This window comes from Rhizobium sp. ZK1 (genome assembly GCF_047782645.1).
GTDB lineage: Bacteria > Pseudomonadota > Alphaproteobacteria > Rhizobiales > Rhizobiaceae > Rhizobium.
On sequence record NZ_CP180587.1, the window covers coordinates 138,180 to 152,270 of the forward strand.

The following is a 14,091-nucleotide window of genomic DNA, read 5'->3' on the forward strand; positions in this document are numbered from 1 at the left end:
GATAGCCCGTCTTATTCATCATGCAGCAGCGCAAGCGCCGCAGCTCTGGACACAGGGTGCAACTTGGAACGGCTCCCTCAGGGTTGTAGCTACAGCTTTACGGCTTGCAAGTTGCCGGCAAGGTACGATATGGGCTTCGCGCAGCGGCGGTCCGGGAGATTTGGCTTGACAGAATACAATCATATATGCCCTGCATGCGGTTCAGCTGACTGTCGTGCATTGCCCGTTCCGCATCCAACGCGCTCAATGATCAGCGATGGCGTTGTTACAGGCAAGCCATTAAAGCGTTCGAGTTGCACGAACTGCGGGCATGGCTTTCATTTTGAAAGCTTATCCGAACGTGACGTAAGAGAAATCTACGGCGACAACTATTCTATCGGTCTGAGGGACACAGCGGCAGAGGTTGAGAGATCCCTTGAATATGACCGACAGGTAAGGGGATTTCTGGCGGACCTGGTGAGTGAGACGCATTTTACGAAGATTATTGAATTCGGATGCGGTAGTGGTACGCTTCTAAATCATTTGACAACCAATCTCGAAGCAGAATTTGGGATTGGCGTTGAGCCCAGCGCGAAGGTCGCGGCATATGCGAGTTCTATAGCTGGTGAGCGCGTTTCCATCCAGCAGGGTTTTGCGGAGCAATTTGCTGATACCGCGCAGAGAGATACGCTGTGCCTATCTGTGAACGTCATAGAACATGCAAGCAATCCACTCGCCTTCCTGCAGGCTTGTGCCCGAACAATCGATGAAACGGGAAGAATTCTTATTGTATGTCCGGATGGAGAGGCCGCCGGATCGGAATTGCTTTTCTACGATCATATCTCCAGCTTCACATCGAGATCTCTGGCTACGATTGCAGCAAGAGCTCGATTGACAGCGATTGCGGACGCCCCTTTGACCGGTGTCTTGCAGGGTTTCAGAATTTACCTTTTCCGGCTTTTGGCGACGGTGGTTAGGTCGAATTGTGGCGACTTCCAGTCTTTAGCCGATCAGCGTATCGATTATCTGCGGACTTGGAGCAAAATTGCCGCGGCAGTGGACCAGACGCTAGTTGGTCAGAAATATGGTGTGTTCGGAGCCGGAGAATACTGCGACCTACTCCACGCCTATACCCCTGCGATCATCGAGGGCGCCATGTTTTTAGTAGCCGACCGCCCGCTTGAGAAACAGTTGTATGACAAGCCGGTGATTTCTACTGAAGAGTTCCTAAAATCAGCGCCGATCTCCTTGATCGCTGCTGTTCACGAGCGAAATTGGCGAGTAATTCATGACCGGTTTAAGTCAGCGAGCGTGCCGATCATTCATCCCTTTGAAGTTGTAAGTCAGGATGCACTACGATGACAGAGATCTCACGCTACGGAGTCCTTGAAACTACGGGCGCAAGGGACGTTTACGACGTTCTGGCGGAAGAAGTCAGGCTCCTGGGGTACAGCGCGCTAGAAGCCGCCTTGTCCGAAAGCGAACTCGACAATTACTCGAAACATTTTGATGAAGCGGAGCTACAGTATGGTGCTGACGCTTCCGCAAGGGGTTACAATCTTGAGGAAATTAACGAGCGCGATGCAATTCGCCTTCTTCCGACGATAAGCCCGCTTTTTTGGGAAATCGTCTTTAACGAACGACTCCATCAATTGTTATCAAGGCTACTGGGAGCCTATTATATTCTCAATCAGGTAAATGGCCTTATTAACCGCGGTAATCAAAGCAAGTATCATCAGGCTCAATACCATAGAGATTTGCCGTATCAGCACTTCACGAGTTCACGTCCCCTCGCGATCAACGCGCTGTTCGCATTAGATGACTTCACGATCGAGAATGGCGCGACTCGCGTCATCCCTGGCAGCCATCATCGTGAAGCATTTCCGCCCGACGAAGTTGTTCGGCGTTTGGAAAAGCAAGTCATCGTTAAACGGGGTACTTTCGTCGTTTTGGACTGCATGGTGTATCATGCAGGTAGCACCAATATGACTGCCAGAAATCGCCGAGCGATCAATCATGTATTTACGATCCCCATGTTTCGGCAACAATTTCACATTTCATCTGTAGTTGCCGACGCTTCGGGATTCTCCGACCAGCAGAAAAAGATTCTAGGCTATGGACTGGAAGAGTTTCGCTCTGTCGACGACTGGCTTAGGTCCAGACAGACGAAAGCCATATGACCAATGACGTGCAAGCTTTCGATAGTCACGACACTGTACCGATCCCGAGAGACAATTGAGGAATTCATTCAACGCGCAATAGCCGCGGCCGAAGCGGTCACTGACGACATCGAAGTAGTGATCGTCAACGACGGCAGTCCGGATGATTCCGCGGCAATCGTTCGTAAAAGCGTTGATGCTGATCCACGTATCTCCTTGGTGGAGCTGAGCAGAAACTTTGGTCATCATCACGCGATGCTCGCTGGGTTGGACCATGCTCGCGGCGATCTTGTCTTTTTGATTGACAGTGACCTTGAGGAGCCACCGGAACTGCTTCCGGAAATGGCTGATGTTTTGCGAGAAAAATCCGTCGACTGCGTTTACGGGTTGCAGCAAAAACGCAGGGGCGGATACGTCGAGAGGATGTCTGGGCGACTATTCTACTGGCTTTTCCGCACTTTAAGCGATGTTGGTATCCCAGAAAACGTGTCGACGATGAGGCTGATGACTCGTCGCTATGTCGATTCACTGCTTCGCTTTCGAGATAAGAATCCCGTCTTCGTTCCTCTAAGTATTCTCACGGGCTATCCTCAGGCGCCTTTCGAATTTGTCAAATCCAGCACCTCGGAAACGACGTACTCGATCGGCCGAAGGATTGCTCTTATGCTTCTCGCAATCACAACATTTTCCGCGCGACCGCTCATGTTGATGCTACTCTTCAGCCTCCTCATGGCCGCCCTTGGGATCCTTTACGGCAGTTATGTTGTGCTGAGCGCGCTAACTGGGCCGGTACAAGATGGGTGGTCATCGCTGATGGCCGTGGTGGTGTTTTTCTTCAGCTTGAATGCGGTCTTTACTGGATTGATTGGCCTTTATGTGAAGCAGATCCTGGAAGAGGTGAAAGATCGGCCTCGTTCGATCGTTCAGGAGATCTACTCGCATAAAAAAACGTCCGAGAGTTCGCGAGTCTTATCGACCGATTAACATCCGGAGTTCTTGAGGAGCCGAAATTGTTGAAGCGAAAAGGCATAGTACTTGCGGGAGGCACAGGTAGTCGACTATTCCCTCTCACACTAAGTGTTTCGAAACAGCTGTTGCCAATCTTTGATAAGCCGCTGATTTATTATCCGCTTTCTGTCTTGATATTAGCGGGCATTCAAGAGGTCCTATTTATCACAACGCCGGATTCGGCAGAGTCTTTTCGGAATTTGCTAGGCGATGGCTCGCGACTCGGGATGTCGTTTGAATATGCCGTGCAGACGGAGCCACGTGGCCTAGCTGACGCTTATAAGATTGGGCGAAAATTCCTAAACGGCTCACCGAGCGTACTGATCCTTGGTGACAATATTTTCTTTGGGCATGACTTCCAGACTCACCTTGCCAGAGCTTACGCCCGAAAGGGCGCGTCAATATTTGCTAGTTTGGTGAAAGATCCGGAGCGCTTCGGTGTAGTGCAAGTCGACGAAAGGGGTAAGGCTCTTTCGGTCGTCGAAAAACCGTCAAAACCGTTGTCACGATGGGCAATAACGGGGCTTTACTTCATGGACGAAAGGGCACCCGATTTTGCTGTAGACGTAAAGCCCTCAGCGCGCGGTGAAATTGAAATTGTGTCCATCCTTGAGCGATATTTAGCCGAGGATGAATTGAGTACCGAGATGTTGCATCGCGGTTTTGCATGGCTCGACGCCGGCACTCACGAAAGTCTGCAGCAGGCGTCGGATTTCGTTAAAACTCTGCAAGATCGGCAAGGCTTGCTGGTTTGCTCACCTGAGGAAATAGCCTACCGGATGAAATTGATCTCGTTGGATCAATTGTCGAGACTTGCCAGCGACCTCAAACAATCTTCATACGGGCAATCTCTGCAAGCAATTGTGCAGCAGGAAACTGGATCGCATCATGGCTGAAATTCCTTTTAATCGGTCTCCACTCCTTGGCAGAGAAAAAGAATACGTTGAAGACGCTATCGGACGCCGTCGCCTGAGTGGTGATGGTTTCTATACAAAGGCGGTTTCTGAACATGTCAAGCAACGATTGGGTGCAGCCGAGGTCTACCTCACGCATTCCTGCACAGCTGCGCTTGAGATGGCGGCGCTGCTTATTGACCTTGGTCCAGGTGATGAGGTCATCATGCCGTCATTCACCTTTACCTCCACGGCGAATGCTGTCGCCCTCAGAGGTGCGAAGCCAGTTTTTGCGGATGTTTCAATCGGATCGATGAACATCGATTTAGATGAAATCGAAGCGCTGCTAACCCCCGCCACAAAGGCAATTCTTGTGGTTCACTATGCGGGCCGTGTCCCTGACATGGATCGAGTTAACGAATTCGCGCGCGAGCGTGGACTTGTCGTTATCGAAGATGCGGCTCAATCCTATGGTTCCTTCTACAAAGGGTCTCCATCGGGAACGCACTCTGCACTGTCGACTATAAGTTTTCACGACACGAAGAATATTACCGCTGGAGAGGGTGGAGCCCTGGTGATCAATGATCCTCGATTTATCGACCGAGCGGCAGTGTTGCGTGAAAAGGGCACGAACAGACAACAATTCCTTCAGGGCCAAACAGACAAGTATACCTGGATCGATTTAGGCTCGTCCTACCTCCCATCGGAATTGACTGCGGCATTTCTGCTGGCCCAGCTCGAGTGTTCAGATACGATTACGGATGTGCGCAGAGATCATTGGAAAAGGTACCGGGAAGGGTTCGAACGCTTGACGAAGAGATTCAGCGTGACCCTGCCGGATCAGGAAACCGCTGATCAACCGGTAAACGGCCACATATTTCATATTCTGTTGCCGGATTCTGGATGTCGTCCAGCATTTCTCGCGGAGATGAAGGCTCGAGGCGTCAACTGTACGTTTCACTACGTGCCTTTGCACTCGGCTCCGGCCGGCCTCCGCTTTGGAGTGGCGCCTCGCGGATGCCCAGTTACAGAAGATGCGGCTGCTCGCCTCGTCCGTCTTCCACTCTTTTACGATCTGACGCCCGAAGATATTGACTATATTGTGTCTCAAGCAGCTTCTGCACTTGGAAGTCTTGAAAATTGAATCGCACCTTTTTCAGATCAGGCGTTTTGCAATTTGGCGGTCTCATTGAACGCTCATTTCAACGCCTCCCGCTACCGGTCGCTATTTCTTGGACGATCTTTGCGGCACTCCTCTTTTTTATTTTAACGCGGCTCAATGCCGGCGTTGATATAACCGATACAGCGTTTTACCTCATCAGCGTTTCACGCCACGCGCAGATTATTGCGCAAGTGACCTTGTTTGGCGCGTTGTGGGATAGTATTTCGCCTTTTGCGTCAATCTACTGGAACCGCGTTCTCGCTCTTCTTTTGATTGTGGCCTCAAGTTTATATCTCTCATGGGGCGCAACGAAATATTTGACGTCAGCTAAGGGCTTGCAGTCAATCCTGCTCGTGGGACCCTTATGCGCTACGGCAGCGCTTGCATTCTACAATTTTTGGCTGCCGGACCCCTCGTATGACTTAATAAACCTGGTTCTCGTAAGCACGGTTTTAGGTTCCTTTTTTCAACTTATTGATTTTTTCCGCAATGGAAAAACGCCAACGGCATGCGGTGTCGTGCTGCCGATAGCGATTTTGGGCGCAGCCGGGCTTAGCCTAGCGTTGGTGAAAGTAACGACCGCCGCTTTACTTGCGCCACTACTCGTTATTTCCCTACTCTTGACTGCGCGCCACGTAACCGCACCAAGGGTCTGGATTACATCCGTCGGTGGCGCGCTCGCTGGGATGGTTGTCCCAGTACTCCTGTTGATGTCGGTCGGCCTTTACCCTGCGAAAGCGGTAAATGTTCTCCTCGAGGGCTTTTATGTCGCCCAGATGATTACAGACCCTCATTTCAATGTCCTAGAGTCTTTGAGGATGTACGCGACGAATATTCAAAGTGTCATTGAGGGGAACCGCTACCTTCTTATATCCTTTATGGTGCTTGGCGTTCTTTCCGCCGCGGCAGTGCCGCGGACGGGAATAATCTCTACTGTTCGTCCATGGGTGAGCGGCTGTCAGGCTGCAATGTTCATCGCTGCTATTGTAATCCTTTCATTCGATGGCGCATCGCCACAAATCCGACTGACATTAATCGGACTGCTCGCGCAGCTTGCCGCGGTCTACTCGATTGGAACGGGCCAGTTCAAAGCTGACATTCGTGGACGTGCGCTGTTTGTCGTGGGGATCACGGCCTATGGGCAGGTGGCTTATTGCTTCGGGACAAATTCTCCATGGTCCAATTTGCTCTCGTTAGCGACACTTTTGGCGCTAGTCCCCGCAGCGGTGTTCTTTGGAGCCTTGGCGCGATCAAATGTTATCTTTGCACTGGCACTGATTGGCGGATCGGCTCAAATTACGGCGATCTCGATAGAACGAAGTCCTTATCGGATGAACTCGACATTCTCCGCCCTAACCGAAGTCGTTGAAATCGGCCCAAACAACGAACCTTTCAAGGTCAATCCCGCTTTTGCACCGTTTTATCGCAATCTCGAGAATGTCAGGAGCCGATATTTCGGTCGTGGTGACGAACCGGTTCTTCTTGACATGACTGGCAGGGCGCCGATGGCTGCTTATCAGCTCGGCGCACAAATTCCTGGAACAGCGTGGACTCTAGCGGGGTATAGCGGAAGCTCTGACTTTTTTCGGTACTTCGTGTCGAGGCTCTCGGAGGCTGATCGAAAGTCTGCATGGCTTCTGGTACCGGACAGCACACATCCAGGCATTCCATTGGATCTTCTGTCCGATTTGGGCATCGATTTCCCGGGGCATTATGTGCCGGTCACAGAAATTCCAATTCCCTCTGTACATGGGCGGGCAATCTTATATCGCCCTCGTTGAGAGCCCGGACGTCCCGGCAGCATATTAATGCTTCGGAATCACGCACCTAACGGTCTTGTTATTTACCCCCGCGCAGCTAGTATCGTCCCCAATACGATTAGGCCCAGTCCTGCGCATTTTTGTGCGGATACGGGTTCGGCTAGCATCCAGTAGCTCAGCACTCCGACCACGACGAAATTCAAGCTCATGAATGGGTACGCATGGTTCAGAGGGAACTTGGTCATTGCCGCCATCCATGCGAGCGATGCAAGAAATCCTGCCGCGAAACCTGAAAAAATCGCAGGATCAAAAAGAAGTAGAATAAGGAATCTCAGCTTACTGAGTGGGTCGGAGGGAAGAGCGCCAAACTGACCTATCCTCCATTTGAGCATCATCTGACCGTAAACCGTAAAACCAATTGTTGCTGCAATGTAGCCGTAGTCAAGCAGGCGAAGCATCAATGGCCCTCTAGTGCGGCAAGACCGAAGCCGCTTTTACCAAATCCATTGCCATTATAGAGCATATAAACCGCTCCCTTGTGTCCGAAAACGAACGGGTATTCGATCATTTCACTATCCCAGCCGCTCTCAGATGCCTGAATGGAAAGTGCATCAAGTGCCAACGTCCAGGTAAGGCCGTCATCAGCACTTTGCGCATGGCCTATCCGATACGTGGAGCCGTCTCCTGCTCGGTACGAAAACCACATATGATCGATGCCATCATTCAAGCGGATAACAGTTGGGCGAGAAAATGCCTGTGCGACGCCTAGAATATAAGGTACGGCGAGACCGGTCTTCCGCCAGCTTCGTCCATCTGAAGATACGGCGCCTTTGATCACATGGACCATTTCACCGTTTCCGCCATCCCAAGTCTCCGTTGATCCATACCACATTTGGTAATCGTGGTTATGCTGACGCACCCACGGATAGGACAAGCTAACCCTGTCCTCAGGATCGCTCGCAAGATAGGGATGTCTATCGAAAATTTCCAGATTGATCTCAGGGGTCACTTTAAGGCGTCCAATGTCTCCCCGCCAATGATCACCTGGTTTGTTTTGCCAGCCCATGAAAAGAATAAAGCGATCGCCATCAGTCCGATAGTCATTGCCGATGCTAATGCCAGCTTCGTAAAAGCTCCCCGCCGGGCCATGCACAACGAATGGCTCTATGTGATCGCAAACCACGATTCCTGTCGGAATCTCGATATCGACAGCGCCGACCGAGGATCGATTTTCACAATCCCTGCCGCTATAGAAGATACGGAAAATATCATTCTCCAAGTGAACTGCGAGAGGATTGGCTTGGTGGGTAAGTAACTTAGGATGCCGCTCTCCGGTTGCGACAAATAGCCTGCCCCGTTTTTTCCAGACCCAATTCGCTGTCATATATTTCTTAACCGATTGCTTGGAACGCGGGACCGTTCCGTCTCCGGGGTGCTGTAGACACCGTATTCCGCGGCATCGGAAAGGAGTATAGTTCCAGCTCCTAACACGCAGAAGTTGCCAACATTGACATGATCTCTCAACGTCGAATTTACGCCAATGAAGCAGCTTTCTCCTATGGTTACACCACCGGAAACAACAACATGAGATGAAATGAACGTGTGGTCATTGATCGTAGAGTGATGACCGATGTGATTTCCGCTCCAGAGCGTTACATTGTCGCCGATTTTTGCGAAGGGCTGGATCGTGTTGTCCTCCAGAATGAAGCAGTTCCGTCCGAACGCATTGCCGTTCAGCGCTGTCGCCCTGGAACTAATGTAGCTGCATAGCTCATAGCCCACTTCAATCGCTGCCTCAAACTTCTGTTTGCGGATCTGATTGAGCTTTGCGTAACTGAGCGCCACGAACATTGAATGTTCGGTGGGCGGATATCGGCTGGTTACCTCCTCAAAACCGATTACCGGGAGGCCGCAAAAACTATCTTGGGTCAAAAAAGCCTTATCGACTGTGAAGGCAACGACCTCGTAGGGGCTATCAGTAGTGAAGTAATAGTGAGCGAGTTGTGCAATATCGCCGGTACCGAATATTACAATTTTGCTCATCTTTATCTCCGAACGATCATTGTGAATTCGTAGAGGCCATAGTCGTGCAAGAGTGCTACATGGCGCGAGTAGCGGCTTTTACAAATCTGGAATAGTTGAAGTGGATCCGCATAAAATAAGTCGGGACGCATTTTATGTGTGTCGGAGTAAGACGTCAGACAGTTAAACGCAAACCCGCGTGTACTTACCTCGTTCATCATGTCCAGTGTCTCCAGCAGATATTCTTCCCACTCCTGCTCAGATCGTCCGAGTTTAACGTTGAAAATCCCCGACGCGACACTGTAATCGACAAGGGTGTCGGGACGGCTTGATATCTCAAATCGAGCATTTGGGTTGTGAACGAAACGTTGCCGAGCGGCGTCGACCATCGCCGATGAAACGTCCAGGCCGACGTACCGGACCGAATGCCTAAGCTTCGAAATGTGGTCCAGGAGGGCGCCATAGCCGCAACCGACATCGCATAGGGTATACGGGCCATTTGCTGCGACAAGCGTCAGCAATTGATCAAAACGAAGAATCTGACTGCCCGCGTCTCTCCAGTCGACTCCCGCAGCAGTCTGGCCATGTTGCGCAAGCCGATTCGAATAATAAACGGCAACTTCGTTCAGGAGCTCGTTCGTTTCACCAGTCATTCTGTCACCTTGAATTCAGCACATTGTAACGGTCCGACCGATAAACGCCCAACTGGGGCTATTCGAGGTCTTGTTTAGGGGTAGCTATAGTGGGTTTGTTCAGATGCTGCATATAAAGGGGGCTCTCGTGACCGCAGTTGAAGAGCAAGTCCAAAATGGAGACACTGTGCTCAAATTCACCCCAGAGCTGAGGGTAGACCGGGTAGCCACTATATTCAAACCATTCGACGGCAACACCAGCGTCTGCGAAAAGAGATTGGTCGAGATAATCCTGTGCGGCGGGTCCGGACACGTAGGTGGTGGCGCCGGTGGCAAGACACACGCCTAGGAGGCGTTCGCTTTTTCCTTCCTGAAGGACAAATTCAGAAGCCTGTCGAATGCTGGTTGTAATTCCCAAATAGCCGCAAATCGCCTTAAGCAGGTCCGAGTTTAAATCGGAAAGGAGCGTTTGCTTCCCATGCAGCAGGATCGGTTCGATCAATGTAGCGATATCATAATAATATTTCGCCTTGCCATAGTTGTGGGCTAGGCTTTTCCAATGAGCGTCACGCCAAGCGTCGCCATCGATCTCAGTCTCTTTGATAGTTTGAAGGTACCGGCCTTTTACCTTTACGGGCACCGTCAACCACTGCAGCCCCTGTGGCGTCTTGAGTTTATTGCGGTTACGCCAGTCTCGCCGTGTATATTGCACGTCGTCGTAAAGGATAAACTCGTCTACCGCACCAATCATGTCAAAGTAACCTTTCCAAGGAAGGTAATTTGACTGAACAATGGCGACCTTTTTCATACGCCGGCCCCTACACGGTGCAACCGATACCTTCCGTCGAGAATTGCTCGCCACCAATGCGCATTATCCAGATACCATTGGACGGTTTTGCGAAGTCCGGTTTCGAAGTTTTCCCACGGTTCCCAACCTAGTTCGCTCTTGATTTTATTGATATCCATCGCATAGCGATAGTCGTGCCCGGGACGATCTACGACATGAACTATTTGGCTCTTGTAACTCTTGCCATCAGGCAATGGCCGAAGTTCATCCAATATCGAACAAATTTCACAGACAACGTCGATGTTTCGACGCTCCGCCAAGCCACCGATATTGTAGGTTTCGCCAACCTTGCCCCTTTCCGCGACAAGCGCTAAGGCGCGAGCATGGTCTTCGACGAATAGCCAATCTCTGATCTGGTGCCCGTTTCCATAAACTGGAAGATCGGCTCCATTAAGAGCGCTTACAATCATGTGTGGAATAAGCTTCTCTGGGAAGTGATAGGGTCCATAATTGTTAGAGCAGTTCGTAATAATGGTCGGAAGCCCATATGTCCGGTGCCAAGCGACAACCAAGTGGTCACTCGCCGCCTTACTCGCTGAATAAGGTGAATTCGGCCGATAGCGATGGGTTTCGGTGAAGGCGGGGTCACCTTCGTGAAGTTCACCGAAAACTTCATCGGTACTGACGTGATGAAAACGAAATTTCGTCTTTCTCTCCGGCGGAAGCTGAGCATAGTACGCTCGCGCCGATACCAATAGGCTATAAGTGCCCATAATGTTCGTCTGCATGAAGACATCAGGTGCGTCAATTGATCGATCGACGTGGCTTTCCGCGGCTAGGTGCATGATAACGTCGGGCCTAAACTCAAAAACGAGTGCCCTCATCTGGCCAGTGTCGCAGATGTCATGGCGGTGGAAGCTATATTCCGCCAGTCCATTGACCAAATCGAGTGACCTCTCGTTCCCAGAATAGGTCAGACAGTCAACGTTGCTGACCGTCCATTGCTTTTCCAGAACCATATGCCTCACGATAGCGGAGCCTATAAATCCCGCTCCACCGGTCACCAAAACTCTCATATTATACCGACGATAACGTCTTCCCTAGCTCGTCTCTTTGTTGAGGGAACGCATAGCAGTCGATCTCATACGTCGCAAGGCAGAGCCATCGCGACAGTTAGGTTATCGCGAGTTCCAGCCTCGCCCATATGGCTACAGGATCGACGTGGGTTGATCTGGAAGTTCAGTTTTGCGATGGGGCTGGCTATTGTTGGCGGAGTGCGGAAGAAGGCTCGAAGTGATTGGTGAACTATTCTGTATTGAAGCTGTCTGGCGCGGTTTCGCCCCTCACACTCGGCTTGTCGGAAGACAAGAATGATCAGTACCGCCGTTCCTCCGTTCGCCCGTCTTGCGTTCGCGCGAGCGGCGTCCCGCATGCGCGCCCGATTATTCCAAGTTCGCGCTAGCTGATGCTTCGTACGGAGAAGCAGCCGATCGTTCGATACTGGTCTTTGGATATGCCGACATATCTGTCATTTTTTGGATGACAAATATTCCCAGTTGCGCGATTAGTCCGGCAACTGGAGCTGATAAATGCGTAGCTTGGGATCAAGAGCGGGTTTACTATTCTCGCTATCGTTCACTATTTTGGTTTTCTTCAACTATTTGTATTTTCTGAAATGGTGGCAGCCTACAGGAAGCCGGCTGTGGGTTGTTGTTCCGATCGCAATCTCGGCACCATTCGCTGTTCTTGCTTTTCGCGACTGGCGGAAGTTTGCGGTACCGGGGGCGATCATTCTTGCCTATGTCGTTTACATGGTGTTGAGTTACTTCGTTTTTCGCACAATGGCTTTCGATATCCGCTACCTTTGTCAATTCATATTGACGGTGCTGCCCTTCTTCGGCGCTGGGATCCTTGCGGGATGGCGGCCCGGCAGCCTGATTGTCGTCGTGATGTTCGCTGGCATAGCTTTGTTGCTCGCCTTGCCGGTTGCCTGGATCCAATATGGTTCATTGTGGGAAGGTGACGACTTTCGCGATATTCTGGCGATCCCGCAGCTGCCGGGCAGGGCACCCTACTACACTTATTACCAGTTGGTCGCTTATGGAATTGCTCTTAGCGCAATTCCTTCGTTCATATGGCTTCTCGGCCGAATGCGGCTTCCCATCGCGTATGTTGTTGGTCTCGGCGTCACGCTACTGCTGGCGGAACTAGGTTCTCGCACGATGTTTCTGCTTTTGCCGATCGTGCTCGCAGCCCTTGTATTCCGCATGAAGGGGGTCGGACAGGCAGCGATCTTTATAGGATTGTCCGCCATCCTGGTTGCCGGCGTGTTCTATGCGCCGATCGCAAAAGATCTTTCGGTCGTGCAGCGAACGGAAGGCGAGGCGGAGCGGTATGAGCAAGGTGCTATATTTCGGCCCAAGACAGATGCACATAATCCCTATGACGCAGCAGGTGCGTTTGACACCGGAGACGGCGGTGATCACCGTACCTGGTCAAGGCGTACTTTGTTTGAGTTTGCGTTAAAGGGCTGGTTATCAAACCCGGCCTCTGCTGTTTTCGGTCGGGGTCTGGGATCTTATTCGCTCGACCTCGCTGGTGTCTATCCCGGCTGGCTGCCCGCGCAACATAGCGGTGAGATCTATCCGCACAATTGGATCTTGGAGGCCGGTTACGAGGGCGGCGCGATCGCGGTGTTGCTACTTGGGGTGGTCCTTGTGTTCCCTTTCTGGCGCATCCTCAGTGAATGGGAAACTTCGGCGAGTTCGTTGGCGATCGCCGGGATGTACCTGCTGATATTCGGTGCCGCGTTTTTCTCCGGCGGGATCGCTCTCAATTATACACTCTTCTTCCTTGCTGGGGCGGCGTTATCGGCGCAGAGCCTTTACTCTGCGCGGGGTCAATGATGAGTTATCTGGGACCTTCTACCGGCCGCACGCCTTACGGAATGGATTGACAACTTTATCCACCGCAGCATGAGCGCCGACACCCAGATCAAATCCTACTTCCAGCGCTGGAAACGCCTCGAAGGCGAGAAGAAGGCAATCAGCGACGACCTTAAGGAGCTGTTCTCCGAAGCCAAGCACGCTGGCTATGACAGCAAGGCGCTTCGGGCCGCATTCAATCGCAAGCTCAAGCAGGACGCCGGGCCTACTGCCGACCAGCAGTTCGACATGGTGGTGGACACCTACCTCGACGCGATCAAGGGCGTGGCGCGTGATGCGCGGATGCGCGCACGAGAAAACATTGAGGAGTTCGATCCGGAAACCGGCGAAGCCTTCGAACCCAATCTGGCCGACGGCTCAGACCAGTCCGTCTGGGGTCCAATGTGGGATGCCGGCGACGTCGATCTCTTCATTGGATACGCTAGCTGCGAAGATCGGCACTGCAAACAGCCCGCAGACGCTGATCAACTTCGACAGCGCTTGGCGCATTGGGCAGGCCATGGGACAGGCGTCGTATTACAAGTGGATCCAGAACGGCACCGCTGACGGCACGCAGCCGGCACCAGCGATAGCGGACGCAATGGCTGTGATCACCAGAAACTGGATGACAGCGCGCGAGCTGGAAGCGGCGTAATCCCCACCGCCCCATCATCTAATGGTGCGCAGTTTTAGTTAAAATTGAGTGGTTCCAAAATGGACATCTGCTGGTAGTGTTGGAGAGGCCTTGCAAAGGCCTTACGCCTG

The 14,091-nt window shown here is 51.8% G+C and carries 14 protein-coding genes; 8 read left to right on the forward strand and 6 right to left on the reverse strand.

Features of this window, described 5'->3' with window-relative positions:
• Positions 1-165: 165 nt before the first annotated feature.
• Genes ACK9YZ_RS23290 through ACK9YZ_RS23315 form a run of 6 tightly spaced genes read left to right on the forward strand, consistent with a single transcriptional unit; the run spans position 166 to position 6,982 of the window.
• Positions 166-1,341: a class I SAM-dependent methyltransferase gene (locus ACK9YZ_RS23290; protein WP_416067747.1), complete on the forward strand. Its 1,176-nt coding sequence runs from the start codon at positions 166-168 to the stop codon at positions 1,339-1,341.
• Positions 1,338-2,159 (forward strand): phytanoyl-CoA dioxygenase family protein, encoded by an 822-nt coding sequence (locus ACK9YZ_RS23295; protein WP_416067748.1) that lies wholly within the window; start codon positions 1,338-1,340, stop codon positions 2,157-2,159. Before ACK9YZ_RS23290 ends, ACK9YZ_RS23295 begins: the two co-directional genes overlap by 4 nt.
• A gap of 3 nt (positions 2,160-2,162) precedes the next feature.
• Positions 2,163-3,122 carry a glycosyltransferase family 2 protein gene (locus ACK9YZ_RS23300; protein ID WP_416067749.1) on the forward strand — a complete coding sequence of 320 codons (960 nt, stop codon included), beginning with the start codon at positions 2,163-2,165 and terminating at the stop codon, positions 3,120-3,122.
• Positions 3,123-3,151: 29 nt separating this feature from the next.
• Positions 3,152-4,042, forward strand: a complete 891-nt coding sequence (rfbA, locus tag ACK9YZ_RS23305; RefSeq protein ID WP_416068486.1) for a glucose-1-phosphate thymidylyltransferase RfbA — start codon at positions 3,152-3,154, stop codon at positions 4,040-4,042.
• Positions 4,035-5,183 carry a dTDP-4-amino-4,6-dideoxygalactose transaminase gene (gene rffA, locus ACK9YZ_RS23310; protein WP_416067750.1) on the forward strand — a complete coding sequence of 383 codons (1,149 nt, stop codon included), beginning with the start codon at positions 4,035-4,037 and terminating at the stop codon, positions 5,181-5,183. The genes rfbA and rffA overlap by 8 nt, the downstream gene beginning before the upstream one ends.
• Entirely contained in the window at positions 5,180-6,982 is a 1,803-nt protein-coding gene (locus ACK9YZ_RS23315) for a hypothetical protein (RefSeq protein WP_416067751.1), read from the forward strand. The genes rffA and ACK9YZ_RS23315 overlap by 4 nt, the downstream gene beginning before the upstream one ends.
• Positions 6,983-7,044: 62 nt before the next feature.
• Here ACK9YZ_RS23315 and ACK9YZ_RS23320 read toward each other — a convergent pair whose 3' ends face one another.
• The 6 genes from ACK9YZ_RS23320 to rfbB are packed head-to-tail and all read right to left on the reverse strand — an operon-like array spanning position 7,045 to position 11,478.
• Complete coding sequence (locus ACK9YZ_RS23320) at positions 7,045-7,419, reverse strand: EamA family transporter (RefSeq protein WP_416067752.1); 375 nt, start codon at positions 7,417-7,419, stop codon at positions 7,045-7,047.
• A complete protein-coding gene (locus ACK9YZ_RS23325; protein ID WP_416067753.1) occupies positions 7,419-8,345 on the reverse strand; it encodes a hypothetical protein in 927 nt (308 codons plus the stop codon). The genes ACK9YZ_RS23320 and ACK9YZ_RS23325 overlap by 1 nt, the downstream gene beginning before the upstream one ends.
• Positions 8,342-9,004: an acetyltransferase gene (locus ACK9YZ_RS23330; RefSeq protein WP_416067754.1), complete on the reverse strand. Its 663-nt coding sequence runs from the start codon at positions 9,002-9,004 to the stop codon at positions 8,342-8,344. Before ACK9YZ_RS23330 ends, ACK9YZ_RS23325 begins: the two co-directional genes overlap by 4 nt.
• Before the next feature lie 2 nt (positions 9,005-9,006).
• Positions 9,007-9,636: a class I SAM-dependent methyltransferase gene (locus tag ACK9YZ_RS23335; protein ID WP_416067755.1), complete on the reverse strand. Its 630-nt coding sequence runs from the start codon at positions 9,634-9,636 to the stop codon at positions 9,007-9,009.
• Between the two features lie 58 nt (positions 9,637-9,694).
• The gene (locus ACK9YZ_RS23340; RefSeq protein WP_416067756.1) at positions 9,695-10,423 is read right to left on the reverse strand and encodes a WbqC family protein; all 729 of its coding nucleotides are present in this window, start codon (positions 10,421-10,423) and stop codon (positions 9,695-9,697) included.
• Positions 10,420-11,478, reverse strand: a complete 1,059-nt coding sequence (gene rfbB, locus ACK9YZ_RS23345) for a dTDP-glucose 4,6-dehydratase (protein WP_416067757.1) — start codon at positions 11,476-11,478, stop codon at positions 10,420-10,422. Before rfbB ends, ACK9YZ_RS23340 begins: the two co-directional genes overlap by 4 nt.
• A 513-nt stretch (positions 11,479-11,991) precedes the next feature.
• On the opposite strand from rfbB, the gene ACK9YZ_RS23350 reads away from it, so the two are divergent.
• Positions 11,992-13,308, forward strand: a complete 1,317-nt coding sequence (locus ACK9YZ_RS23350) for a hypothetical protein (protein WP_416067758.1) — start codon at positions 11,992-11,994, stop codon at positions 13,306-13,308.
• A 69-nt stretch (positions 13,309-13,377) separates the two neighbouring features.
• Entirely contained in the window at positions 13,378-13,893 is a 516-nt protein-coding gene (locus ACK9YZ_RS23355) for a GapR family DNA-binding domain-containing protein (RefSeq protein WP_416067759.1), read from the forward strand.
• Positions 13,894-14,091 lie beyond the last annotated feature (198 nt).